This is a genomic window from Mycobacterium sp. 050272 (assembly GCF_039023525.1).
Lineage (GTDB): Bacteria > Actinomycetota > Actinomycetes > Mycobacteriales > Mycobacteriaceae > Mycobacterium.
Window position 1 is genome coordinate 22,358 of the sequence record NZ_JBCHKV010000027.1, and the last position, 25,156, is coordinate 47,513.

Here is a 25,156-nt window from a genome sequence, read left to right on the forward strand (position 1 = left end):
CTCAGGACTTGATGAACCCGGACGCGGCATAGGCGCTTCGGATCGGGCCCTTGAGCTCGTCGGGGAACGCGGTCTGCGGCGGTCGTGAATGGGGATAGTCGCCCACCGGAAGGCCGAGCAGGCTGGCGCCGAACTTGAATCCCGCGCCCCAGTGCGTGAACACGCCCGGCCGGGCCGGGTGCGCCTGGTAGCGCCGGCTGGCGGCCTTCATATCCGCCAGCCCGGTCTCGGAGGCGAACTTCTCAGCCCGTTCGAAGTCGCGGGCCACCAGAAGGGCACGCCACTCTGAGAACAGCAGAAGTCCCGGCTTTTCGTAGAGGTACAGTGCGGAACCCAGCGCGCCCGGATGCGGTATGCCGAGACGGATGCCGGCCTCGTCGTCGGCCTCCCACAGCACCATTTCTGGCGCGAGCCGGTGTACCGCCAGACTATGTTGCGCGTCGAGCAACCCATTCTTAAGCCCGCACAGCGCCGGGATCTCTCGGTATAGCTCAACGCATTCGCTCGGGGTCAGCACCAGTCCCGTGGAGTGCGAATTGAAGAATCCCAGCGGCATGTCGGTACGGTCGGCGACATACCGCAGGTACCGCAACACGCCGGGCTTGCCGGAACACTCGAAGTACGGGGTCAGGATGTAGCAGATGTCGACCCCGAGTTCTTGGGCGTGCAAGGTGAGTTCAACGCATTGCTTGGCGGTGTCGGTACTCGACATGACCTGTACCAGCGCGCCCGGCTTGACCTTGCGCGCCTCCTGAGTGGCGACGGCAACCACCGACTTGAGCTCCTCGGTGGTCAGCGACCAGAACTCGCCGATCCCACCAGCAAGCCAGATCCCATCCTGTTCGAGGTCCACCAGGCAGTGACGCACCAGCGCACGCAATGCGTCGTAGTCGATGTCATCGCCGTCGGTGCCAGCGAACGGGGTGTACAGCGAGCTGCAATTGCCCCACAAATGCTGCGTGGCCCACTCCTTGGCTTCTTTACCGGTCACAGGCGTGGCCACGAGTCGCGCTCCTTCTCAGATGGTCGCCGGCACGAGTTCTGGGGCGAACGTGATGACTACTATGTGCGCGCCATGGTAGAACGGCATGTGCGTGATGCGCAACGTGTCATGCGCGAAAACGGCAGCCCTGACTTTCACTCGGTGCTGTACTCGACACAAAAGGAATCGAGGCCCAGATGTCTTACAGCGCCGAGGGCAAGGTGGTGGTGGTCTCCGGTGCCTCGATGGGCGTAGGCAGAGCGACGGCTCAACGGTTTGCTCGGGACGGCGCGACGGTGGTGTTGCTGGCCCGTCGCAAGCTGTTGCTTGACGAGGTTGCCGAAGCCATCGGCGTCAACGCCGTCCCGATCGTCACCGACGTGACGTGCAGCGCCGATGTCTGCGCCGCATTCGAGCAGGTGGCGGCGCAGTTCGGTCGGGTGGACGTGCTGATCAACTCGGCCGGCGCCAGTCGGATCCGGCTGATAGAGGAAGCCAGCGACGAGGACATCGCGGTGACCGTGAACACCAACCTGGTCGCCGCGATCTACACCACCCGCGCGGCCATTCCGCTGCTGCGTGCGGCCGGGGGCGGCGACATCATCAACATCTCCTCGGAAATCACCCTCGACGACATGCCGATGATGACTCTGTACGCCGCTACCAAGCACGGCCTCAGCGGCTTCACCAAGGCGATGAACAAGGAACTGCGCCGAGACTCGATCCGGGTGACCCTATTTGTCTTGGGCGCCGTCGCCGATACAGGAATCCATGAGAACTTCGGACCCGGCGATCTGGAGCGGGCCTGGCCGCTCTGGGAAGCCGATGGCTACCTGACGCGGATGAGCGGAACCAAACTGCTGACCCCGCCGGTGGTGGCCGGCGTCCTCTACGACGTTGTGGGCCACCCGCGCGAGCTGATGACAGACGTGATTCACGTCCGTCCGGCGAGCAGCTGACCGAGATTACTTCACCCCAAACGACTTAGGCAGGAGGCCGTTGTGATCCAACCCATGGTGGGCGTGCGGGTCCTGGAGGTTGCCCAATTCACGTTTGTCCCGTCCGCCGGCGCGGTTCTCGCAGATTGGGGCGCCGACGTGATCAAAGTCGAGCACGCGGAGACGGGCGACGCCCAACGCGGCCTCAGTGCAGTGATGGACATGCCGGTCGGCACCGGCTCCTTCGCGCCCCTGATGGAGCACCCCAACCGCGGAAAGCGCAGCATCGGCCTCGCGCTGGAGCGGCCCGAGGCATTGGACGTCCTGCATGACTTGATCCGAACCAGCGACGTATTCCTGACAAACTTCCTGCCCAGGGCTCGCCGAAAGCTCGGCATCGAGCTCGACGACGTACGCAAGGTCAACGCGGACATCATCTATGTCCGCGGTTCGGGGTTTGGCAGCAATGGCCCCGACAGCGAGAAAGGCGGTTATGACAGCACCGCCTTCTGGGCCCGGGGCGGCTCCGCGCTCGGAACCACCCCGATGGAGTTCGATGGCCTGTGCAAGATGCCCGCCGGTGCGTATGGGGACTCGCTCGGCGGGATGACCATAGCCGGAGGCATCGCCGCGGCGCTCCTAGCGCGCGAACGAACCGGTGAAACGTCGGTGGTCGACGTCTCCCTGCTCGGCGTGGGCGCCTGGGCCAACGCCCTGTCCGTCGGCTTCGCACTGCTGACCGGCGGGCCGCCGGAGCGCGAGCCGAGCAGCAGGTCGGCTCGCACGAATCCTCTGGTGGGCAATTACCGGACCGCCGACAATCGGTGGATCGTGCTGGCGATGTTGCAACCCGGACGCTATTGGCCCGAGTTCTGTCGGCGCATCGGTCGCGAGGATCTGGTCACTGACCGGCGATTCGCGACCGTCGACGCGATCATGGGCAACGCGGCGGAGGCAGCCGAGATTCTTCAGAACAAGATTGCCAGCTGGACGCTGTCGCAGTGTATGACGCAGTTCGGCGACATGGAGGGGCAATGGGGCGTCGCGCAGGATCCCTGGGAGGTGGGGCACGACCCCGCACTGCGGGCCAACGGAATGATCGCCGAAGTTCTCGACGTCGACGGCGCGCGACGCGAACTGGTGGCTAACCCGGTGCAGTTCGATGAGACGCCAGCCAGTCTGACCCGCGCACCGCAGTTCGCCGAACACACCGACGAAATCCTGCGCGAACTCGGAAAAACGGACGACGAGCTAATCAGCCTCAAGATCGCCGGTGCCGTGACCTGAAATCGTGCGGCGAAGCGTCGGGTTTCAGTCTTCGCGACGCAATATCGCGGCCGAACAGAACGCCCACAGATCGTCGACGCTGGTCTGGCTGCCACCCGTCAGCACCCGGGAGTGCGTTGAGGCGAGCAGCAACTCCTGCAGCAGCGCCGCTTGCGTGTGCAGCCCGAGGTCCTCCCGTAGCCGGCCCGAATTAGCCACCGCGGTAAGCAGTTCGACGATGAAGGCGTGCAGGGGTTCCACTGCGCCGGCGAGGTCGTTTGGCCGTGTCTCGGCAAGCCGCAGGTGCAGAACGCTCAACCCCCGAGCCAATCGCGCCGGCATTTGGGTTATCTCGGACAAAGCGTCCAGCAGCGCCCGAAGCCGCAGCACCGGATCCTCAATGCCCTCGCAGCGTTCCCGCAACATCGGCATCGCGGTCTTACGCAGGATCGTCTCGTAGACGGCCAGCATCAGGCTGTCTTTGCTGTCGAAGAAGGTGTAGAACGTGCGCTGCGACTGATTGGACCGCTCCACCACGTCCTGGATCGAGAAGTCACTCTCGTCGCGTTCAGACAGCAGTTCAACGGCAGCCTCAACGAAGCGGTCGCTGCGCTTGCGCGCGCGTTCGATCGCATTGCGCAGCGATCGGTCGACACTGTCTTGCTGCCAACTCGGCACGTACTCCTCTACCGGCTCCGCACCGGCCGGTTTGCGCTCAGCTGTCTTCTGTCGCGCCATGGCTCCCCGCTCTCTCACTGTCGACTTCAGCCAGGAAGGCACTGATGACCTCGGCAAACCTATCGGGGCATTTATGGTGCACGGCGTGTGCCGCGCCGTCGAGTTCTACGTACCGCGCCAAAGCGTTGACCTCGGCGAACCGCCGCCCCTGGGCCCGCCGTGTCGGCTCGTCCTGGGCACCGGCCGCCAGCAACACGGGACAGCCGACACCACCCAGCGCTTCCACTGAAAGTTCGGACCGGCCGACACTATCCACATGCAACGCAGTCACCAGCTGACGCCAGTGCTCTGGTCCATGGTGCGTCTCGTGCAGGCGGCGCAACGCGAACGGCCAGGTGCGGTACAGGTGCTCGAGACGCGGAGCCCGGTAGTCGCTGGGGCGGCCGGTGCCGGGACTTACCAGCACCAGAGATCGTGCGGTGCCGGGTGCTGATAGTTCAAGCATGAGCGAGATCTCGGCACCGTAAGAAAATCCCACTACGTGGGGGTGGTCGAGGCCCAAGTGCTCGATGAGATGCCCCAGATCCGCGCAAATGGCCTGCCCCATGTCGCCCGACTCGCGGAATTCTGATCGGCCGTGACCGCGCAAATCGGGCAGGACGCATTGATAATCGGACGCCATCGTGGCCGCGAGCCGACCCCACTCGAACTCCCCTGTAGCCGTCGCACCATGGACGAACAGGATAGGCTCACCATCGCCCACGACCGAGTATCCCAATGTCAGGCCATCACGCTTATAGGTGCGCGGGCGGCTTCCGCCCACCAGATCAGTGATCACTTCCTTCACGCCCATATCGTTCTCTTTCTGACGGCCAACACCGGACCTTCAGCAGGCTGTTTCACCTAACGTATTCTGACAACGCCCACCAAGGTCTATCTAACTGATCATAATGTTCTACTATGATGATAGTGGTCCGTGCTATCGGTGAGATTAGCACGCTAAAGCGATGCACACGACGCCGTGACCATTGCCAACAACTATGGCCTGGCCGGATCGGAGGATCCTCGATCGCCATGCGAACCGATACCTCGGATTCGCACGCACGGCAGGATCAAAGTCGGCCAACGAACTCAAAATCCGGGCAACGACCTTTCAGCCCCACTACCAACCCCTCCGTGGGCTCACCTCAACGCCGTGCCGGCCGGTCGCGACGACTGCGGACCCGACACGCCTGGGAGTTTGTTCCCCGGAGCCCGCGTCGGTGCTTACGGCTCCGGTGATCGCTTCATCGAGTTCGCGCAGCGCGCCGTCGACCCCAACTGCGTGGGGCGCTCGCAATGGAATCGGCTGCATCCTTAGTCGTGCTAACCCGGCGGGTTCCGTTTCGTCAACAGCGGCCGCGCGCGACGAGCTGGCTGGCGATCACGTTGCGCTGGATTTCGTTGGTGCCCTCGCCGACGATCATCAGCGGCGCATCGCGAAAATAGCGCTCGACATCAAACTCCGTCGAATAGCCGTAGCCGCCGTGGATGCGCACCGCGTTCAGCGCGATCTCCATCGCGACCTCGGACGCGAACAGCTTTGCCATGCCGGCCTCCATGTCGGCGCGTTCGCCGCTGTCGTACCGCTCGGCGGCATATCGAGTGAGCTGGCGAGCGGCGGTGAGCTTGGTCGCCATGTCGGCCAGGTAGTTGCCGACAGCCTGGTGCCTCCAGATCGGTTGGCCGAAGCTCTCCCGTTGCTGTGCATAGGCGAGCGCGTCCTCGAGCGCCGCCGTTGCGACTCCGAGCGCGCGCGCTGCCACCTGAATGCGGCCGGTCTCTAGGCCTTTCATCATCTGCGAAAAGCCTCGACCCGGCTCGCCGCCCAGCACGGCCGACGCCGCCACGCGGCAGTGGTCGAAGGTGAGCTCGCAGGCTTCAACGCCTTTATAGCCGAGTTTGGGCAGATCGCGTGACACGATCACGCCCGAGCCGTGCTCAATCAGGACGATGGAGATGCCCTTGTGGCGCGGCGTCGCGTTCGGGTCGGTCTTGCAGAGCAGCGCGATCAGCTCGGACCGGCGGGCATTACTGATCCAGGTCTTGGATCCGTTGACCACTAACTCGTCACCGTCGCGAAGGGCGGTGGTTGTCATATTCTGCAGATCCGAGCCGCCCCCCGGCTCGGTCAGCGCCATCGTCGCGCGAATCTGGCCCGTCGCCATCGCTAGCAAATAGTTCTGCTTTTGCTCCTCTGTGCCGAACAGTGTCAGCAGTTTCGCGACGACGGTGTGGCCGCCCATCGCCCCGGCGAGGCTCATCCACCCACGCGCGAGCTCCTGGGTGACTTCCACGTAGCACGGCATCGACACCGGCGACCCGCCATACTCCTCCGGGATCGCCAGCCCATAGATGCCGATGCGCTTCATCTGCTCGATCCAGGGCTCCGGATATTCGTTGGCGTGCTCTACCTCGCGCACGGTCGGCCTGACCTCACGGTCGATGAACGCCCGCACCGTGTCGACCAGCATGGACTCTTCATCGGTTAGTGCCGCAATCATCGATCCCCTTCCGCTGCGGTATGTACCAGGAGCTGTACGGCCATGTGGGCGCAGCCAAGGCCCGCGCGAATGACGGCGCCTACTTCGATTGAATGAACGCGGGGCGTTGTGCCGCCGCCTATTGGCAAGCGCAGCATACATGCTTAGCTCGTCAACATGATTTCCCCCTGATCGACCTGCTGAACCTTTGCCATCTAGAGGGGCTCAGCCTCGTACCGTGCTGCGGCACTAACCCAAGCCGTCGAACCATCACGGGGGTCGCCCCCTGGTGCGACTGTGGACCCGAACAGCGGCGTCGACCTACTCGCGTGTGACACCCAAGATCTACCTTGCAGGAATGCCCCCGGCGCCGTCGGCAGCGCCACCCGCATTACGGGTATGACGTTGGGCGAGTTGCATTTTCGGGGTGCGCATGGAACTGGCCGGTATGTCGACGTGTACTCAACTCAACGATTCCCTAAGGAGGGTCGCCAACGCCCGGCCCTGATCCCGCTGCTACACGCCCGATGGCAGTCGACTGCCGCAATGCCGTGGACACTCTTCTAATCGCTTACTAGGTGGGTTATGTCTGGGATCACAAGCCAAAGAAGGGTTCAGCGACAACTTCGGCAACGCAGCGATGTTCGATGTCAACGTCGACGGTCGGCACCCCGTTCCTTAGCCGGTCGTCCGTTGGCTAGGCTGCCGTCGGTGCGCGCATACGCTGGTCGACGTGGGGTTACTGCCCTCTGTGCGGGAGTCGAACGTCCCCAGCCCGAGCCGCTTGTGACGTCTTTGAGTAGCGGCACCGTCCGGTAGGGCAACGGTGTGGTCAACGCCAATGTCGTTGTGGAGTGAACTACCCCTGGTATCAACAGGATCTGCTCAATGAGCTCCTGCAACTCGGCCTGCGTCTGCGTCGCGACGCGGACCAGGAAGTCTTCGCGACCAGTCGTGGCGTGGACCTCCAGCACGTGAGGCATGGCGGCAAGGGCCGCCACGATCGACGCGAGTCGACCCTGCTGTATTTCGAGGCCAATGAATGCCTGGGTCGATATCCCCGCCCGGGCCAGATCGAGTTCGGGTCGGTAACCGGTGAGTAATCCGCCCTCTTCCATCCGCTTCAGTCGCGACTGCACGGTGTTTCGGGAGATCCCTAGCTTCGATGCCAGCTCCACCACACCCACGCGCGCATCGCTAGTAAGCGTCTCGAGCAACTCGGCATCAAGTCGATCGATGCTGACCAATTCACTCACCCCAAAACGTGACGCAGCCCGCTGGCTGACCATTCTGAATAGTTGATACGAGATTAGTTGACCCGATTATCCATCAGAGCCACAGTTATGTATACATCCGAATCACCTGCTGTGTGGTGACAACTGAACCGATGGGCGGTGAAACGCTATGACGACAACGCAGACCGTCGAGTCGGTGGTCATCGACTCCAACCTCGCTGCCCGGTATCGCCCGCACTCCGGTCCGGTGCTACTTACCGGTGTCCAGGCCATCGCACGGCAGGTAGTCGAGCAACACGAACGCGATGCCCGCGCGGGTCGGCGGGTTGCCACTCTTGTCTCGGGTTACCAGGGCAGCCCGCTAGCCGGGCTTGACCAACTGCTGGCGAGCCTGCCCGAACTGGCGTCGGAACACGACGTGCGCCTGGTCCCTGGTGTGAATGAAGAGCTCGCCGCGACATCGGTGTGGGGAAGCCAGCTCGAACTGCCCACCGGTACCCGCTCCCACGACGGCGTCGTGGGCGTCTGGTACGGCAAGGGCCCCGGCCTGGACCGTGCCAGCGATGCACTGCGCCATGCTGTCATGTACGGCGCGAACCCGGGCGGCGGAGCGCTAGCCCTAGTCGGCGACGACCCGGCGGCGAAATCGTCCAGCGTCCCCGTGGCGAGTGAGCGCTCGCTGGCGGCGCTGTCCATGCCCATCTTCTTTCCCCGCAATGCCGAAGAGATCGTCGCATTCGGCCTCTACGGCATCGCGTTGTCCCGCGCAACGGGATGCTGGCCCGCGCTAAAGATCGTGGCCGACGTGGCCGACGGCGTCTGGACTCTGGACAGCGATTTCACCGACTTCGGCATCACGGTTCCGACGATCGAGTGGGAAGGCCGGCCCTGGTCGTATCGGCAGCACATACCTGCCGCACCACCGGACAGTGTGCTGGCCGAGGCCGATCTATATGGGCCCCGCTGGGCGATGGTCGAGGCCTTCAACGCCGCCAACGAGATCGACACCATCGAGGTGGATCCGGCTCATGCGTGGCTCGGAATCGTGGCCGTCGGCACCGCGTACGACTCGGTCCGCGAAGCCCTTTCCGTCCTGGACCTGACCGAAGACGACCTCGCACGCAACGGAATTCGGATCCTGCGGGTCGGTATGCCCTACCCGCTGGGCGCCGACAAAGTGCGCCGCCTGGCCCGTGGCGTCGAGCAGGTGCTCGTCGTCGAAGACAAGACCGCGTTCGTCGAACTTCAGGTCAAGGACATCCTGTATGGACGCAGCGACGCGCCGCAGGTTCTAGGTAAGCGCGGCCCCGACGGACACACCCTGATTCCGCCGAACGGGCAATTGACCGCCGCCCGTTTGACCGGCCCGCTACGCACGGTCCTCAAGGGACGAGTGGCTCTGGCCGCTCCACCACCGCCCAGCCTCGAGTTGACCGTGCTGCCCACCAAGCGCACCGCGTACTTCTGCTCGGGCTGTCCGCACAACCGCTCCACCGCCGTCCCGGAAGGCTCGTTGGCCGGCGGCGGTATCGGATGTCACACCCTGGTGACGATGTCCTCGCGCACCGACTCCCAGGTCACCGGGCTTACCCAGATGGGCGGCGAGGGCGCGCAGTGGATCGGCCAGTCCCCCTTCACCGATGTCGAGCATATCTTCCAAAACGTCGGCGACGGAACGTATTTCCATTCCGGCCAGCTGGCAGTGCAGGCCTGCGTGGCCGCGGGAGTCAATATCACCTACAAGATCCTGTACAACTCCGCGGTCGCGATGACCGGCGCACAAGAGGTCGAGGGCGGACTGACGGTGCCTGAGCTGACACACAAGCTCGTCGCTGACGGTGTCACCAAGGTGATCGTTTGCGCCGACGAGCCCAAGCGGCACAAGGGTGCATCGTTCGCCAAAGGCGTTCTGGTCTGGGACCGTGATCGCCTCGACGAGGCGCAGCGACTCCTGCGGGACACCAAGGGGGTCACCGCGCTGATCTACGACCAGCAGTGCGCGGCCGAGGCCCGTCGCAAACGCAAGCGCGGCAAGTTGCCCGAGCGCAGGACCCGCGTCGTGATCAACGAGGCGGTCTGCGAGGGCTGTGGCGACTGCGGCGTGAAAAGCAATTGCCTGTCGGTGCAACCGATCGAGACGGAGCTGGGGCGAAAAACGCAGATCGACCAGAGCACCTGCAACACGGACTACTCGTGCCTGGACGGTAACTGCCCGTCGTTCGTGACGGTGGAACTGCCGCGGTCACGCGCCGCAACGGCGCCGCCGCAGGCTCCGTCGCCGCCGACGGTCGGCGATCCGAAGCGAATTGACATCAACGGTGTCTACAACATCTTTCTGGCCGGCATCGGCGGGACCGGGATCGTGACCGTCAACCAAGTGCTTGCGATGGCGGCTCTGCGCAACGGATTACACGTCGAGGGGCTCGACCAGACCGGCCTGAGCCAGAAGGCGGGTCCGGTGACATCGCACCTGCGGCTGAGCAACGAGGCCGTTGAGTCGTCCAACCGCATCAGCCCGGCCTCGGCCGACTGCGTTCTCGCGTTTGACCTTCTCACCGCTGTCGACGCAGAGAACGTCGGCTACGGCAGCCCGGACCGCACGATCGCCGTCGCTTCGACCAGTCAGACCCCAACCGGTGACATGGTTTACAACAGCGCCATAGGCTATCCGGCCACCGACGCCCTGTTGTCCCGGCTCGATGTGCACACCCGCTCGCTGATTTCGTTCGACGCGCTCGGCGCCGCCGAGCAGCTGTTCGGCAGCACGACACCGGCCAACTTTCTGCTGGTCGGCGCCGCCTATCAGCTCGGCGCGATCCCCATCAGCGCCAGGGCGATCGAAGAGGCGATCGCCATCAACGGTGTCGCGGTACAGGCCAATCAGACCGCGTTCCGGTGGGGACGCGTCGCGGTGGACAACCCCGAGGCCTTTCAGGGCGCCACCGCCCCGTCGGGACGGCCGCCCCGACGCAACGTCAAGATACCCAGCCACCTGCTCGACTCGTGCGCGGTGATGGACACGACCCGCGACACATTGGCACGCCGCACCGCGGACCTTGTTGCCTACCAAAGCAGTGGCACCGCGGCGCGGTTGGTCAACGTGGTACAGCAGGTGTGGAATCGAGAACGCGGAGTCACTGATCGCACCGAACTCTCCGAGGCGGTGGTCACGTACTTCTTCAAACTTCTCGCCTACAAGGACGAGTACGAGGTAGCGCGGATGCTGACCGACTCCGACTTCCGGCACTTCGTCCAAAGTCAGGTCCCAGGCGGGGGAAAGCTAACCTACAAGCTGCATCCGCCGCTGCTGAAGGCGCTCGGGCGCCGCAAGAAGATCAGCCTGGGGCCCCGCACACACTTCCTGTTGCGGCTGTTGGCGAAGGGCAAGTTCCTCCGGGGCACGGTTCTCGACCCGTTCGGTCACACGCGGATGCGACGCCTGGAGCGTCGACTCGCCGCACATTACGAGACAACCATCCTCGAACTCTTGTCGTCGCTCACCGCCGAGAACTACGGCAGGGCCGTGGCCATTGCTCGCGCCCCCGAATTGATCCGCGGGTACGAAGAAGTGAAGATGCACAATCTGGAGCGCTATTTCACACGGCTGGGCGAACTCGGAATCGATCCCCCACCGTTGTTGCCGTGACGGGTGTCTCCGGAACCTGCGCGACACATACCCAGACCACGCAGGAACTTGGCCAACCCCCATACAAATGCCCTGTCCCGCCCGAAAAAGAGCCGCGTTAGCCGCGCGCGCGACGTCCAGGGAGCCGACCAGAGTCGTCATCCTGCGCCGAGCTCGCTAAGGGCTCGTGTCGAGTTGGACGCCGCCCAAAGCGCCCGGCTATCAGGACGACGGCTGTTGCTGCCTGTTGGTGTCTACGCAGGTCGGCGGCTACTGGCCTGGAACAGTCACCGTTGTTTGTCTTTGCGGGTTGGCCGCTGATCCGGATGAATCCAGGTCGCAGGCGGCGGATACAACGGCTGCATGGACGGTATCGGCTTGAACGGCCTCCACTGACCCCGGGGTTGGGCGAGGCGGTCAAGGATGACGGCCAACACGGCGGGGTTCGACGCCAGGCCGATATGGCTGCTGCGGACCTCGACGTTCTCGGCGCACGGATTACCGGCGTTGGGGCCGGTCTCGTCGATGCTCAAGTGCCAGGGGGCGAAGCCGTCGTTGCGGCTGTACACTGCCGTCGCGGGCACCGTCAGTGGGGGACGTTCGTGCTCCTGCACCGTCAACAGGTCAAGCTCTGCGCAGTGCCGTGCAACGAATCGCTCCCAGTTTTGGCGCCCAAAGGGTCTGTGCGCGAACTGGTCGTGGGCGAGCATCCGGAATGGGCTGCCCAGCGTGATCACCTGACGTATTCGTTCGGGCCGCTCCCGGGCGAGCATGCGGGCGTAGATACCACCCAGACTCCAGCCGAGGACGGTGATGGGGGTGTCGTGCAGGGCGTACAGGTCGTCGACCCGGCCCCGCAGGCCCGCCAACTGCGTCTGGTCGAGTCCGAGGTTGCGGCCCTGGTTCCAGCCGTGAACCGAATACCCTTGCCCGCTAACACCCCACCGCAGGTGGGCGGTGGATCCGTCGCCGCCCATGCCGCCCGGCAACACGAGAACCGCGTGTGGCTCGCCCGCAGAGTGCAGCCTCGACAGAATCGACCGCGTGAGGACATAAGCCGCCGCCTCCATCGGAGCCCTGAGCTCCAGCAGTTGCCGTCGCAGACGCATGTACCCGACGGCCGGCCGCCCGGGAACTGCCGGCTGGCGTGTTGTCATGAGGTCCCCTTCGGGTGTTTGCGGACTGACCGGACTGGTTGATGTGAGCGCGCCACAGCGCGCAAGCTGTTGAATGCGTCGCGTATGCACTGCTTGTAGTGCCACGGATCGGGGAGCGCGTCGCGGTCGGCGGTGAAAAACAGTCCGAGTTCACCCTCGTAGCCGACGACGATGTTCATCAGGCGCATCCCATCGGATACCGGGCCGAATCCGCCCCTCCGATAACATTCTTGACAGATTGTGTCACGACCGGACGATCTGTGCAGCCCGCGAGGCATGAAAGGTGGTGCGGCTATGAGGGGTGGTCCGTCGATCAAACACCTCGACGACGTTCCGGCCGAGGAGATGCTGCGGTACGAATTCGACGACGGTCGCACGGCGTCGATCTGGGAGAAGTGGATCGAGATGTCGCCGCGATATTTCGCGTTCTGGAACAAGTGGGATCCGGGAGCCATCTCACCCCGACATGGCCACACCGGCGATCACAGCAACTTCATCCTGTCGGGTGAGCTTCGCTGCGGTGACGTGGTCTGCGGGCCGGGCACTCACATCATGCTCGAGTGGGGCGATGTATTCGGCCCATGGGAGGCCGGCCCGGAAGGCTGTGAGTTATACGGATTCATCGCTGGTGAGGGGCCGCCGTTCAACGGGGACACCACGGCCTACGAAGCTCTGCTGAAGGAACGCGGCGCCCGCATAGTGCCGACGCCAATGCCAAAGCGCCTCCCACCGTGGATCGTTGCCAAGCTCGGCGGCAGCTTCACATCCTCGGTGACAAGCTGGGATTCCGAGGTTTGACAAAGGATCTGGGTCTACCTCCCGGTGTGGGCCGACGTATGACCGGGCTGGATCTGTCGTGCTTGATCCCTCCTGGAACGCGCATCAGGTGGCTGGAACGGATCAGCGACGTCCATGCCGGCAGCGACTGGCCGGCCGTGGCCGACGCGTTCGGGTCCGTCACGGGCCGGGAGCTGATCGGCAAGGCGGTCGCTACCGCAGAGTATTTGACCGCCCTCGACGTCACGGACGGCTGTGCTGTGCCGGCACTACTCACCACCAACGCGGACGCGTTGGCGTTGTCGATCGGCGGTGTGGCCCAACACACTATTGGCGGGGTCCTTGCCCGAACTGATCAGCTGCGTCAATGAGCGCGTCGAGTTGCGTTGCGGTGACCTGCTCTTCGCCGGGACGACCGCCGGTGTCGGCCGTAAGGACGGCCGATTCCTGCAACCTGGCGAGGTCGCCGAGACGGAAATCGAGGGTATCGGGCTACTCCGCAATACCGTGGGAGAGCGAGTGACCTGAGGCTGCCATTCCTGCCTGCACAGGTGGGGCAGGTCACGCGGTGAACGTCGGTTTGCTCACATCGGCACGCGCCGGTCCCAGATATTGATGCGGCATGAGCCATACTTAGACAAGTAGCACATCAAGTGATCAGGTTGTTCCAGTCGGTCACAGAGACGCAGCAATCGTGGCGCCATTCCGTGGCTGAGTGGCTTGCTAACGAGGTGAAATGACACATGGCCGGAAGTGATCAGCGGTCGGAGAAGACCGTCGAGAAAATCGTGGCCGGCACGATGAAGGCGATCACCCGGCAAGGGATACACAAGCTTTCGGTGAGTGACATCTGCGAATCCTCTGGTGTCGCCCGCGGCACCTTCTACCGCTACTTCACCAGCAAAGACGATGTATTGGCCACGCTGGGCCGGTATTTCGAAGACGGGGTTGCCGGCGCGTTTGCGGCTGCGATCGAGGCCAACCCCGACCCTGCCGCCCGTGTCCAGGTGGTGTTGGACACCATCATCGCCAACCGCGCCGCCGGTGGGAATTTCGGCCGGATGCTCGATGTAGCACCCGATTTCACGTTGTGGTTCATTCGCGAGACATTCCCGAAACTCGTCGACGCGGTCACCGCGGCGTTGGGTCCGGCCGCCGACGAATCGCCGCTGGTACTCAGTGGGGCGTTGACGAAGCGCCAGCTCGGTGAGCTGTTCTTGCGCAGCGTTATGTCGATGCTGTTCCTGCCCGGTGACCGCTCCGACGAGGTGCCCACCATGATCAAGGCGTTGTTTCGCGTCGTGCCGCCGGCGGCGACCACTAAGCGAGCCAAGCGGCGACCACGCGCGAAGGCCAGCTGACCTTCACCGCGGTTAGCGGGGCGCCATCCGCAGCGCACCGTTGGGTCCGATCGTTTCCCCGTTCAGCATCGGTTTGCGACGATCTGCTCGGCAAGCAAGGGCGAATTCATCTGCGCCCAAGCCCACCGGGTCGTTGTCGTGGACCGCTGCTGGCCCGGTAACCGCAACGACGTCGTGGTAGCCCGTCACACTGTGACACAGCTTCGTGACGGCCGTGTCGTCCTCGGCGACGGCAGCTACCGCGGCATCACGTCGATCACTGCGCCGCGGCGCGACAAGACCGGCCGCATCATCCGCAATGACCTCTACCGCACTTATCGCCGCATCAGAGCCCGCGTCGAACACGTCATCGCCGCTCGAAGACTGACAAATGCTCCGCCAATGACGCCGCAGCGGCGACGCCATCAACTACAGCGTCCAAACCATCAGTGGACTCTGGACCCTCAAGACAGATACCCAATTACGGGTCAACGCTGAGTCAACCGTTCTAAGCAGGGGCGCCAAACCGGCTCCTTTCCTCCGCTTCGGTGATAACGTGACAGTCGACTGTCATTCTTGAGCTCGACGATGAGGATTGCGATGACCGGCCAAGCCCTGCGAGTCATGCTTCAGTCAGCCGATGACGTGACGCCCGATGTTTTGACATCGCTTTTGCGCCGACACGACCCGGACGTGGCGGTAACCGGCGTCACGGTTGGGCACACCTGGCAGGGCACCACTTCGCACTTGCACCTCGATGTGAATTATGCGGATCCAAATACCCGGCTTCCGCAGCGACTCTTCGTCAAAACGCAATTGAGCACAGTGCACGAACTGCCGGAGGCCTTCGACGAATCGCTATCCGAAGGGGGTGGCGGGACCGTGCTGTACGACGACGAGACCAGGTTCTACCGTGACCTTCGTCCGGACCTGGACGTCGAGACCATGACGACGTACTTCGCCGAGCATCTGGACGGGCCATCGCAGTTTCTCATTATCGGAGAGGACATCACCTTGCGCGGCGCGCAAGTCCCCGACGCGGTAGCCGGGCTTTCCGTCGAGCAGGTCGACGCGCTGCTGGCAACGTTGAGCCGAGTGCATGCCCCGTTCTGGGGCAGCCCGCGGCTGGCCGACGGCGGCGACCTGTCGTGGCTGCAGCATCCCGTCACCGGAGGATTCGCAGACTTCCTGCGCAGCAACGGTTTTGCGATTATCCGCGGCCTTATCGAGGCCCCGTACAAGACGGCGCTGCTCGATGCCGCGGGCACTGACATGGATGGAATGGAGGCGGCGTTCTGGAGACTCCAGGAGCGGGTGGCCCGCGACCCGATTACGCTGCTGCACGGCGACCCACATCCACGCAACACCTATGCGTTGCCCGACGGGCGGATGGGCGTCCTTGACTGGCAGCTGGCTCGGCGCGGCTCGTGGTCACACGACGTCGGCTATGCGTTGATCGGCGCGCTGTCGCCTGAGCTTCGGCGGGCCCACGAGCGCGAGCTGCTGGACAATTACCGCGGCCGGCTGCTCGGCGCCGGTGTCACCTCGGTACCCGACCGCGAAGCGATGTGGACCGCGTATCGCCAGAGCCCCGCCTGGGGCTTCTGCATGTGGGCGATCGCGCCCGACCAGATGTATTCGGTGGAGGTCGTCAACGCGGTGCTTGGCCGCTTCGCCGAGGCCTATTGCGACCTGGGCACCGGCAAGCTGTTGAGCTGATCCCGCGGCGCCAGACCAGCACTAGCACTAGCCCGCCTCAGGTCATGTTCATGCCGGCGTCGAGCATCAGCGTTGTGCCGGTGTAGTAGCGGCCACTGTCCGATACCAGGAACAACACCGTTTCCGAGACGTCGGCCGGTTCGATCACCGTGACCGGCAGGGCATTGGCCATCGCCTTGGCAAGATGCTCGTTCTGGGCGATCACCTTGAACAGTGCTGGGTTCTCCACGATCATGGAGGTGTTGACGCCGGTCGGTGCGATCGCCATGACACGGATGTTCTTAGCTGCCAGGCGCTGGGCGTAGGCCCGTACCAGTCCGGTGACGCCGATTTTGGCCGCGGCGTAGGCGTCCGCGCCGCCGCTGCCGTCCGTCAGGGCCTTCAGACCCGCCATCGAACTGGTGGCGACAATGGCGCCGCCACGGTCGGACTTCATCATGTGGGCGCTGGCGATCTGCAGGGTATTCCAGACACCGGTGAGCAGCACGCCGATGCCGAGTTCCCACGCCGCCTCGGGGTCGGGTTCGTCCACCCGGTTCAACAGGATCCCCGCGTTGGCCACCACCGTGTCGATGTAGCCGAATTCCGCGACCCCGTCATCAAAGGCGGCCTGCAGTGCTTTGCGGTCGCGGACGTCAGCCTGGCGGGCGATCATCCGCCGACCGGTCTTCTCCACCAGGTTGACGGTCTCGTCGAGGTCTTCCGGTGTGGCCATCGCATACAGCACGCCGTCGAGTTGGCGGCAGATGTCGACACCGACGATGTCGGCACCCTCCTCGGCCAATCGCACCGCGTGGGAGCGCCCCTGGCCCTTGCCGGCTCCGGTGATGAAGGCGACGCAACCGTCCATTCTGCCCATGCGCTGCTCCCTATGCTGGATACCCAATAACGAATTGGGGTATGCGGTAACCGCTTTCCCCGAGATCGACGATGCGCAGCTCTACCGGCTGGCCGATCCGGACATCGGCCGGATCGGCATCGATGACGGCGTTGATCCGGAGGCCCGGCTGCTCGGCCAGTTCGACGAGCCCGACGACGTAAGGCGGCACGCGGCCCGGAACGAGGGCCTGGCGGACGACGATGTAGCTGAAGATCGTGCCGTCACCGCTGACCTCCTCGAAATGGACGGGGCCACCGGTGTATCGGCTGCGTTCCAACGGCGGATGTATCCACTTCCCGGTATCGTCGCAGCGGCACAGCATCAACTTGCCGTTCTTCAGGCCTTCCCAGAAGGGCGCTGAGTCGGGGTCGGGCACCGGAACAGGTGCCGCCAGTGCGGGACTCTTCACGGACGCTCCTTGCTGTAGACGTTCGCCCCGCCGAAGGGCCCGCCACCGGCGGTCACCAGCGCGAGTTGCGCATTGTCCACCTGGCGTGCACCCGCGGCGTGGCGCAGTTGCAGCGCCGCCTCGTAATGGTGGTTCAGCCCGTGGATGTAGCCCTCGGACAGCAGGCCGCCGTGCGGATTGACCACCACGTCGCCGCCGTAGGTCGCGCGCCCGGTGGAGAAGAACTTCCCGACTTCACCTTTCTCGCAGAAGCCGTAGCCCTCCATCGTCGCCATGACGGTGTAGCTGAAGCAGTCGTACATGCACGCGACGTCCATGTCTGACGGACTCAGTCCGGTCTTGTCCCAGATCTTCGGACCGGCTGTGCGCGCATACATTTCGGTGGGATCGTCCCATTCTGTCCAGCCCGCCCCGCTTTGGGAGTTCGACGATCCGACCAACCACACTGGTGGCTGCTTGGCACTGCGCGCGATGTCCTCGCGGGTGATCAAGATCGCCACCGCGCCGTCGACTTCGGACGTGCAGTCCAGCACCCGGAACGGTTCGTTGATCCAACGAGCACCCAGATAGTCGTCCATGGTGAGCGGTTCGCGGCGCAGCGCGTGTTCGTTAGGGCCGGCGTGTTTGCGCTGCGTGATCACGATCTGGCCGAGGTCCTCGCACGTCGAGCCGTACTCGTGCTGGTGTCGGCGGGCCCACATGGCGAACCACTGCGGCGGCACCATGAACCCCGAGACGGTGTCGAACTGGTCGTCGTGCTGCACCTGCAGCGGCCCCTCGATATGGCCGAAGCGGTATCCCGAGCGGCCGTTGAGCGATCGGTAGACGAGCACAGCTTGGCACATGCCCGCCTCGATCACAGCTGCGGCGGTGGCGATCTGGTCGGCCACCAGGTTGCCGCCGCCGTACATGGCGTTGGCCCAGGCTAATTCGTCGATGCCGAGCGCCCATCCAACGAATATCGGCTGCTCGGAATCGTTGACCATGTAGGTACAGATCCCGTCGATGTCGGCCGGTGTCAGCCCGGCGTCGGCGATCGCCTCCCGGCATGCGGCCACGGCCATGCCCCGGGTGGTGCGGCCGGACTTGCGGGTGTAGGTGGTGCGTCCGATTCCGGCGATGGCACAGGTCATCGAGGATTCTCCGATCTACTTCGGTTCACGCGGCAGACACAGAATGCGTTCGGCGATCAGGTTGCGCACGATCTCCGACGTTCCGCCGGCTATCGTCAGGCACCGGCTAAACAGATAGTCGTGCGCGATGTTGCCCTCAGCGCCGGTGAAAACGGCCCGGCCGGCGATGCGAAGCGCCAGTTCCGCGACGCGTTGGGCGTGTTCGGCACCGAAAAGCTTGGCGATGTTGCCCTCTATCCCGGGACCGGTATCGAAGACGGCCCGTGCGGCCTGCCGCAGGTTAAGGGCCGCAAGCGAATACGCCTCGATGAGCAGTGCTCCGACCTCTCGCGCCAGGCCCTGGTCGCCGGCGCGGTAACGCGCCAACAGATCGACCAACTCGTCGGCGACGATGGTCACCGAACCACCGCCGATGGACACCCGTTCGTTGCCGAACGTTGCCATCGCCACACTCCAACCGGCGTTGACGGCGCCGACCACGTCACGGTCGGGCACGAAGACGTCGTCGAAGAACACTTCGTTGAACAGCGTTTCGCCGGTAATTTCTTTGAGTGGGCGGATCTGGATGCCCGGTGCGGCGAGGTCGATGATGATGGCCGTGATGCCTTGGTGCTTGGGCACATTCGGATCGGTGCGCACGGTGGCCAGCCCCCGCTGGCAGTTCATCGCGTCACTGGTCCACACCTTCTGGCCGGTCACCCGCCAGCCGTCGTCGACCCTCGTGGCTTTGGTCGCCACCGCGGCGGCATCCGAACCGGCACCGGGCTCGCTGAACAACTGGCACCACCGCAGCTCGCCTTCCAGGCTCGGCCAGATCAGCCGCTCGATCTGTTCGGCGCTGCCGTGCTGCAGCAACGTGGGCACCACCCATCCGCCGAGTCCCAGGTCCGTCTTGTCGAGGCCGTCGAGCACCTCCTCGATCACGAGTTGCTCCACGGAATCGGCGGCCCGTCCATACGGCTGGGGCCAGTGCGGGACCAGGTAACCGCTGCGGGCCCATAGCTTGGGCTTTTCGGCGGTGTCGGTTCGCCTAAGCGCGTCACGGAATTCCTCTGCGGCCCGCCGGTACTGCTCGGCCTCGGGTGGCAGGTCCACAGTGTGACGCCGCCGCAGCCCGCGGCTCTGCAGTTCGGTGACCTTGTCGCGCAACGCCTCCGGACCGTCGACAAAGGCCAGCAACACCGTCGCCCGCCGGACGTAGAGGTGCGCGTCGTGCTCCCAGGTGTAGCCGATACCCCCGTGCACCTGCACGTTCTGCAGCGCCACCCGCTGGTAGGCGGGCAGCACGTGACCGGCCGCCATCGTGACGGCCAGCTCGGCTTCCGGCCCGCACGCCCGGGCGGCATCCCAGGTGACCGCCACCGCCAGCTCCGTGTCGACCAGCATGTTCGCACAGTGATGCTTGACGGCCTGGAACGAGCCGATCGGCCGGCCGAACTGCTCGCGCGCGGCCGCATAGGTCGTCGCCATCTCGGTGCACGCCGCCAGGCCGCCGACGGCCTCTGCGGCGGCGAGCAGGCGCACCATCCGGGTCGCCGCCCCGGCGGCGCCCGGGAACACGTCGGCGATGGGCGCCGACGACAACCTCAGGATGGTAACCGGCCGCATCAACAGATCGACGGAGTCGGTGCGGCGAGCAGTGACGAATTCGTCGGCCTCAACCAGTATCAGGTCGTCTCCCACCGGGACGAGGAAGACATCGGCGTCGGGTTCGGCCAGGGCGGCGACGGCGTCGGCCGAGATCGCAGAATCCGTTCGGACCGCGTCGCTGCTCGTGCCGATGCCTGCCACCAGCTCACCGGACACCAGGCGCGGCAGCCACCGCTCGCGCTGCTCTTCGGTGCCGGCCTCGGCGATCACCGACGACACGACCACCGTCGGCAGGAACGGTCCGCCGATCGCCGCGCGGCCAAGTTGCTCCAGGACAATGGTCAGCTCGGGCAGCCCATAGCCCTGGCCGCCGAATCGCTCCCCGATGTGCAGGCCCAGCCAGCCGGTGGAAACGATCTCTTTCCACAACCCGTCATCGAGCCACCAACGGCCGCCGGCCGGGGCGTCGAGCAGGATGCGGCGGGCGCACTCCGTCCCCGCGCGCCCGGCCACCATCGCCTTGGCCACGTCGGCCAGCGCGCGGTGATCTTCGGTTATCGCCAAAGGCATTGGCAGCGCTCCATTCTCGTCACTCGGTCGTCACCAGGTGTTGCCGTACCGCTCCCGGAACGTCACCGAGGCCGCGGGCCGGCGACGCGGTGGTGACAGCTTTTTCGCGGGCACGCCGAGGTAGACAGCCGCCATCGGCAGCAGGGTGCCCGGCAGTCCCAGCAGTTCGCGGACGCGGTCGACGCCGAACGTCGTCAGTCCGGTGGTCAAGCAGGAACCGTAGCCCAGGTCCGCCGCGGCCAGCAGCAGGTTCTGCACCGCCGGGTAGATCGACGACGGCGCGTAGATCTCGGCAACGCGTTCGGTGTCCACGCAGACCGCGACGACGACCGGGGCCGCTGCGAATCCTCCCCGGTTGAAGCCGTATTCGAGGTCGGCGATCAGCGCCTTATCGTCGAGGCTGCTCCGGATAAAGTCGCCCCCGCCGGCGTTCCACGTCTCGGTCCACCAGTCGGCGAGCAGCGACCGCGTCTTCTGGTCGCGGACCACCACGAATGCCCAGGGCTGCGTGTTCTCGGCACTGGGGGCGTGCACCGCGGCCTGAAGGATCTGCTCGATATCGGAGTCGGGCACATCGGCGTTGGGGTCGAATCGCCGGCAGGCACGCTGGGCGTGCATGATGGCCAACAGGTCACCCACTATTGATCAGCAACCCGACGTTGGCCCCGAGGTTTCCAGCCCGTCAGCGAGATGGTGGTGAGGTCCAGCGTCTCGTGCAGCGACAGCTTGCCGGCCATGACGCGTTTCAGGAACTCTGACATTACGGTGTCAGGGTCGCGGTCCAGTTCGTAGATCACCAGGTAGCGGTGCGTCGGCGGCGGCAACTGCGCCGGGAGGTCCTCGTCCTCGGGGACGGTGACCTCGCAGAGGTCGTAGCGCTGCGCGGCCACCACGCCGGGCACGTCGAGAACCTCGGGCACATGCTGGGTGTCGTACCAGGTGTTGAAGGCCTCGTCTTGGCCCTGCACAGGGTTGGTGAGCACAAGAAAAAGGTTCTCGGCCACAGGTCACGCCTTTCTGAGTGGGCTGGTCCAGCGCGTCGAGGTCACATTATGACAGTGGACTGTCACAGTCAACGCGCGGTGCCGGTATCGGCGCGGGCTGGACGACCTCATCCGGCAACAGATTGCCGCACGGCGAGCAGTGCTGGACTAGGCGCTGCTACCGGTCGTTGAACCGCGTGCCATCCGGGCACGCCCGTGGCGTACCCGGGCCGCAGAATTGCGTGCGCAGATAGGTCGGGTAAGTGTCCGTCGGTCCGGCGTACAGTGCGGTCAGGCTGATCGGCGCGTCGTAGACCCCGATCGCCACCACGTGCAGGAATCCGGTGACTGCCAACACCCGCAATACCGACTTCATTCGCGGCCCCGCCCACCGGAGGGTGTCCACGCCGCCCTCGACGCGGATCCGGCCTTGCTTGTTCCTGAAGAACATCAACCCACCGCTGGACGTCAGTACCAGCGACCACAAAATCGGACCGTAGAGCGGCAATTGATGAATGGTTCCGGCCCACATCGTCATCCCCGGGATGGACGCCGGATATGCCACCACACCATGACGTACGGCGAAGATCTCCATCGGGAACTCGATCGCGAACACTGCCAGCCACCCACAACAGAACGTGCGGACCGGTCCCAGGGTCGGCCATCGGCGCCGGGCTCGCCCCATCGCCCAGCGACCGACCACGCCCATGGCCAGCGGCATCCAGATGTAGATCATCCCGATCACCAGCACCGGCTCTGCCATCAGCCGCCCATCCGGGCTCAGCCAGCCCGGGATGTTCTCTGTCCAGTTGCCGAAGTTCACCAGCCCGGCGTTGTAGAACAGCACGGGCTGCAGCCAGTTGATCAGTGGGTCGTGCCACCAGGCGATCGCCGACCCAATCACGACGGCTGCCTCCACACACAGTTGACGCCGCTCGCGCAGACTCTTCCAGACGACGTAACCGATGGCGGCCACCGCGAGGATTGGGCAGGCGATCTGGAAGGCGGCGATGGCGACCCGCGTGCCCGCCGGGATCGGATCGGGGTCGGGTTCGACCGGTGTCGCGTCGCCGGAAACGATCCAGGCTGTGTAGACGTACGCGGCGAAGACAACACAGATGGCCCCCATGCTCGACCAAAACAGCACTGGCCGAATGGTTTTGACCTTCGCGGGTTGCGCTACTGTCGGCTCGACGTGGTCGACAACGCCGGGACTCTTCCTATCTGTCACCGTTTACGTCTCCTTTGGCGCATTGACACCCAACCCAAAGATGACAGTCAACTGTCACCAAATCAATGGACGTTTCCTTCACATCGTCAGTTGTCACTTACCTGCGAATTATAGAAATAGTTGTATGGTTTCAGGGCTTGCGCGTAACATCCAATCGCGGGACGGCTGACCGCATCCGGTCCGCCATGCGTCTGAACGCGCGTCCCCAAATCATCAAGAGTCGACGAGAGGACAGGGCATGGCGGTACTCGATGGTCGGGTCGTATTCATCACCGGTGCCGCACGCGGCCAGGGCCGTTCGCACGCAGTGATGTGCGCAGAGGCGGGCGCGAACATCGTCGGTGTCGACATCTGTGAAGACCTCGACGTGGTGCCCTACAAGCTGGGAACGGCCGAAGAGTTGGAGGAGACCGCGCGCTTGGTCGACAAGACCGGACAGGAGATGCTCTTCCGTACCGCCGACGTTCGCGACAAGGCCGCTCTGCAGGGAGCGTTCGACGCGGGCGTGCAGCATTTCGGCCATATCGACACCGTCATCGCGAACGCCGGGGTGATCCTGACCAACCCCGACGAACGTGACGCCTCCGAAGCGCTTCGTCTCGGCATCGACATCATGTTGATCGGCGTCTGGAACACCTTCCAGGTCGCGATCCCCCATCTCAAAGAACGGGACCAGGGCGGCAACCTTGTAGCGACCAGCTCGATGGCTGCCCTGCTGGATCTCACCGACGGTCGCGGCGGCTCCGACGCCTACCTGATGTCCAAGCTGGCGATCACCGGCCTGGTCCGCGCATACGCGAATATGCTTGCACCGCATCGCATCCGGGTCAACGCCGTCGCTCCAACGAACTGCGCGACGCCCATGATCACCGAGAACCCCGCCTTGTTCAAGGTCATCGAGGACAACCCTCACCTGGTCAACGCAATGCAGACGGCGCTGCCGGACCTTCCCATGATCGAGCCCAAGGACGTCAGTAACGCGATCCTGTTCTTGATCTCCGACGCTGGGCGGTCGTTCACCGGAAGCCTGCTCAAGGTGGACGCAGGAATGGACGTGCGGCGCTAGCCTGTCCCGGTTTATCGAGGCACAGACGTGGACTACGGCATCACCGGCAAGCCCGCACTGGTCGTCGGCGGCAGCAAGGGTATCGGCTTTGAGGTCGCGAAAATTCTTGCCGCCGAAGGCTGTCGAGTGGCCGTACTCGCCCGCACCAGAGCCGACATCGACGCCGCGGTCGATGCGATCCGCGCGCGGGGCGGCACCGCAACGGGCATCACGGCCGACGTCAGCCATCAGGACGAGGTGGACGACGCGGTCCGTGAGGTTCGTACGGAGTGGGGGCCGCCGGTCATCGTCGTGGGCCAGGCTAAGTACCAGCGGCCCGGCGACTTCGGCGACATCACCGACGTCAACTGCTATCGCGAGTCATTCGAACTGCACACGATGAGCCAGATCTTCCTTCTCCGGGCTGTGCTGCCAGGCATGCGGGACGCTGGATGGGGCCGGTTCGTCCACGTCGGTTCGGCCACCGCGAAGGAGCCGGCCGGCAACATCCATCATGCGGTCGCCAACACCAGTCGCCCGTCGACGATCGGTCTGCTCAAGACGGTGTCCGACGAGTACGCCCGTTACGGCGTTACCGTGAATACCGTTGCGCCGGGCTGGATCGAAACTGACAATGCGATCGACTACATCGACAAGAATCTGGGGGCCGGCACCGAGGAACAACGACGCGAGTTCATGCTCGCCAAGGCCCGAGTGCCGGCGGCGCGGATGGGCAAGCCGCATGAGATCGCTTCCCTTATCGCCTATCTCTGTTCCGAGCCGGCGGGCTACATCACCGGAAACTGGATCGAAGTCGACGGTGGCCTGCACCGGTCAGCGTTCTAGACAGCGCCGTTCTCCTGACCAGCTCGCCCTTGTACAGCTTGCCGGCACTGGTGCGCGGCAGCTGCGCCTCGAACGAGATCGACCGCGGACACTTGTGGTGCGCCAAGGGTTCCCGCAGCCACGCGACCAGCTCCTGGGTCTGCTGCACGATCAGGTGACAGTTTCGGTCACGCGGCCTGACTGGCCGGTGTGGTCATGATTGCTTCGTATTCGATCGGGGTCAACCGCCC

Annotated in this window: 22 protein-coding genes and 2 pseudogenes; 9 read left to right on the plus strand and 15 right to left on the minus strand. The window is 64.5% G+C overall.

Annotated features, from left to right (window positions below; all coding sequences use genetic code 11):
• Nucleotide 1 precedes the first annotated feature (1 nt).
• Entirely contained in the window at nucleotides 2-1,003 is a 1,002-nt protein-coding gene (locus AAHS21_RS29680; protein WP_342930955.1) for a dihydrodipicolinate synthase family protein, read from the minus strand.
• A 176-nt stretch (nucleotides 1,004-1,179) separates the two neighbouring features.
• Between AAHS21_RS29680 and AAHS21_RS29685 the strand changes: the two genes are divergently transcribed.
• Complete coding sequence (locus AAHS21_RS29685; protein ID WP_342930956.1) at nucleotides 1,180-1,941, plus strand: SDR family oxidoreductase; 762 nt, start codon at nucleotides 1,180-1,182, stop codon at nucleotides 1,939-1,941.
• A 54-nt stretch (nucleotides 1,942-1,995) separates the two neighbouring features.
• Nucleotides 1,996-3,207: a CoA transferase gene (locus AAHS21_RS29690; RefSeq protein WP_342930975.1), complete on the plus strand. Its 1,212-nt coding sequence runs from the start codon at nucleotides 1,996-1,998 to the stop codon at nucleotides 3,205-3,207.
• Nucleotides 3,208-3,231: 24 nt separating this feature from the next.
• Here AAHS21_RS29690 and AAHS21_RS29695 read toward each other — a convergent pair whose 3' ends face one another.
• The 4 genes and pseudogenes from AAHS21_RS29695 to AAHS21_RS29710 form a co-directional block, all read right to left on the minus strand.
• Nucleotides 3,232-3,924 carry a helix-turn-helix domain-containing protein gene (locus AAHS21_RS29695; RefSeq protein WP_342930957.1) on the minus strand — a complete coding sequence of 231 codons (693 nt, stop codon included), beginning with the start codon at nucleotides 3,922-3,924 and terminating at the stop codon, nucleotides 3,232-3,234.
• Nucleotides 3,902-4,711 carry an alpha/beta hydrolase gene (locus tag AAHS21_RS29700; protein ID WP_342930958.1) on the minus strand — a complete coding sequence of 270 codons (810 nt, stop codon included), beginning with the start codon at nucleotides 4,709-4,711 and terminating at the stop codon, nucleotides 3,902-3,904. The genes AAHS21_RS29695 and AAHS21_RS29700 overlap by 23 nt, the downstream gene beginning before the upstream one ends.
• Nucleotides 4,712-5,252: 541 nt before the next feature.
• Nucleotides 5,253-6,407, minus strand: coding sequence for an acyl-CoA dehydrogenase family protein (locus tag AAHS21_RS29705; protein WP_342930959.1), 1,155 nt, complete (start codon nucleotides 6,405-6,407; stop codon nucleotides 5,253-5,255).
• Between the two features lie 734 nt (nucleotides 6,408-7,141).
• Nucleotides 7,142-7,633, minus strand: a pseudogene (locus AAHS21_RS29710) (Lrp/AsnC family transcriptional regulator); the annotation flags it as partial.
• Between the two features lie 157 nt (nucleotides 7,634-7,790).
• Here AAHS21_RS29710 and AAHS21_RS29715 point away from each other — a divergent pair.
• On the plus strand, nucleotides 7,791-11,267 hold the full coding sequence (locus tag AAHS21_RS29715) for an indolepyruvate ferredoxin oxidoreductase family protein (RefSeq protein ID WP_342930960.1): 3,477 nt from the start codon (nucleotides 7,791-7,793) through the stop codon (nucleotides 11,265-11,267).
• A 266-nt stretch (nucleotides 11,268-11,533) separates the two neighbouring features.
• Here AAHS21_RS29715 and AAHS21_RS29720 read toward each other — a convergent pair whose 3' ends face one another.
• Entirely contained in the window at nucleotides 11,534-12,403 is an 870-nt protein-coding gene (locus tag AAHS21_RS29720) for an alpha/beta fold hydrolase (protein ID WP_342930961.1), read from the minus strand.
• A 294-nt stretch (nucleotides 12,404-12,697) separates the two neighbouring features.
• Here AAHS21_RS29720 and AAHS21_RS29725 point away from each other — a divergent pair, with 294 nt between their 5' ends.
• The 3 genes from AAHS21_RS29725 (at nucleotide 12,698) to AAHS21_RS29735 (ending at nucleotide 14,541) form a co-directional block, all read left to right on the plus strand.
• The gene (locus AAHS21_RS29725) at nucleotides 12,698-13,201 is read left to right on the plus strand and encodes a hypothetical protein (RefSeq protein WP_085242806.1); all 504 of its coding nucleotides are present in this window, start codon (nucleotides 12,698-12,700) and stop codon (nucleotides 13,199-13,201) included.
• A 38-nt stretch (nucleotides 13,202-13,239) separates the two neighbouring features.
• Nucleotides 13,240-13,551 carry a hypothetical protein gene (locus AAHS21_RS29730; RefSeq protein WP_342930962.1) on the plus strand — a complete coding sequence of 104 codons (312 nt, stop codon included), beginning with the start codon at nucleotides 13,240-13,242 and terminating at the stop codon, nucleotides 13,549-13,551.
• 372 nt (nucleotides 13,552-13,923) lie between these two features.
• Complete coding sequence (locus tag AAHS21_RS29735; protein WP_342930963.1) at nucleotides 13,924-14,541, plus strand: TetR/AcrR family transcriptional regulator; 618 nt, start codon at nucleotides 13,924-13,926, stop codon at nucleotides 14,539-14,541.
• Between the two features lie 12 nt (nucleotides 14,542-14,553).
• On the opposite strand, the gene AAHS21_RS29740 is transcribed toward AAHS21_RS29735, so the two are convergent.
• Nucleotides 14,554-14,946, minus strand: a complete 393-nt coding sequence (locus AAHS21_RS29740) for a hypothetical protein (protein WP_342930964.1) — start codon at nucleotides 14,944-14,946, stop codon at nucleotides 14,554-14,556.
• Nucleotides 14,947-15,120: 174 nt separating this feature from the next.
• Here AAHS21_RS29740 and AAHS21_RS29745 point away from each other — a divergent pair, with 174 nt between their 5' ends.
• Nucleotides 15,121-16,239 carry a phosphotransferase gene (locus tag AAHS21_RS29745; protein ID WP_342930965.1) on the plus strand — a complete coding sequence of 373 codons (1,119 nt, stop codon included), beginning with the start codon at nucleotides 15,121-15,123 and terminating at the stop codon, nucleotides 16,237-16,239.
• A gap of 37 nt (nucleotides 16,240-16,276) precedes the next feature.
• Here AAHS21_RS29745 and AAHS21_RS29750 read toward each other — a convergent pair whose 3' ends face one another.
• From AAHS21_RS29750 to AAHS21_RS29780, 7 genes are all read right to left on the minus strand, one after another.
• Nucleotides 16,277-17,098: a mycofactocin-coupled SDR family oxidoreductase gene (locus AAHS21_RS29750; RefSeq protein WP_342930966.1), complete on the minus strand. Its 822-nt coding sequence runs from the start codon at nucleotides 17,096-17,098 to the stop codon at nucleotides 16,277-16,279.
• A 10-nt stretch (nucleotides 17,099-17,108) separates the two neighbouring features.
• Nucleotides 17,109-17,528: an OB-fold domain-containing protein gene (locus tag AAHS21_RS29755; RefSeq protein ID WP_342930967.1), complete on the minus strand. Its 420-nt coding sequence runs from the start codon at nucleotides 17,526-17,528 to the stop codon at nucleotides 17,109-17,111.
• Nucleotides 17,525-18,661, minus strand: a complete 1,137-nt coding sequence (locus AAHS21_RS29760) for a nonspecific lipid-transfer protein (protein ID WP_342930968.1) — start codon at nucleotides 18,659-18,661, stop codon at nucleotides 17,525-17,527. The genes AAHS21_RS29755 and AAHS21_RS29760 overlap by 4 nt, the downstream gene beginning before the upstream one ends.
• A 15-nt stretch (nucleotides 18,662-18,676) precedes the next feature.
• Entirely contained in the window at nucleotides 18,677-20,821 is a 2,145-nt protein-coding gene (locus AAHS21_RS29765; protein ID WP_342930969.1) for an acyl-CoA dehydrogenase, read from the minus strand.
• A gap of 30 nt (nucleotides 20,822-20,851) precedes the next feature.
• Nucleotides 20,852-21,460 (minus strand): nitroreductase family protein, encoded by a 609-nt coding sequence (locus AAHS21_RS29770; RefSeq protein WP_342930970.1) that lies wholly within the window; start codon nucleotides 21,458-21,460, stop codon nucleotides 20,852-20,854.
• Entirely contained in the window at nucleotides 21,460-21,825 is a 366-nt protein-coding gene (locus AAHS21_RS29775; RefSeq protein WP_342930971.1) for a hypothetical protein, read from the minus strand. The genes AAHS21_RS29770 and AAHS21_RS29775 overlap by 1 nt, the downstream gene beginning before the upstream one ends.
• 157 nt (nucleotides 21,826-21,982) lie before the next feature.
• Nucleotides 21,983-23,035, minus strand: coding sequence for a spirocyclase AveC family protein (locus tag AAHS21_RS29780; RefSeq protein ID WP_342930972.1), 1,053 nt, complete (start codon nucleotides 23,033-23,035; stop codon nucleotides 21,983-21,985).
• 238 nt (nucleotides 23,036-23,273) lie between these two features.
• Here AAHS21_RS29780 and AAHS21_RS29785 point away from each other — a divergent pair, with 238 nt between their 5' ends.
• Nucleotides 23,274-24,101, plus strand: a complete 828-nt coding sequence (locus AAHS21_RS29785; RefSeq protein ID WP_342930973.1) for a mycofactocin-coupled SDR family oxidoreductase — start codon at nucleotides 23,274-23,276, stop codon at nucleotides 24,099-24,101.
• A 27-nt stretch (nucleotides 24,102-24,128) separates the two neighbouring features.
• A complete protein-coding gene (locus AAHS21_RS29790; RefSeq protein WP_342930974.1) occupies nucleotides 24,129-24,926 on the plus strand; it encodes an SDR family oxidoreductase in 798 nt (265 codons plus the stop codon).
• Here AAHS21_RS29790 and AAHS21_RS29795 read toward each other — a convergent pair.
• Nucleotides 24,874-25,062 (minus strand): annotated as a pseudogene (locus tag AAHS21_RS29795) (hypothetical protein); the annotation flags it as partial. The gene AAHS21_RS29790 and the pseudogene AAHS21_RS29795 overlap by 53 nt on opposite strands.
• Between the last annotated feature and the right edge of the window lie 94 nt (nucleotides 25,063-25,156).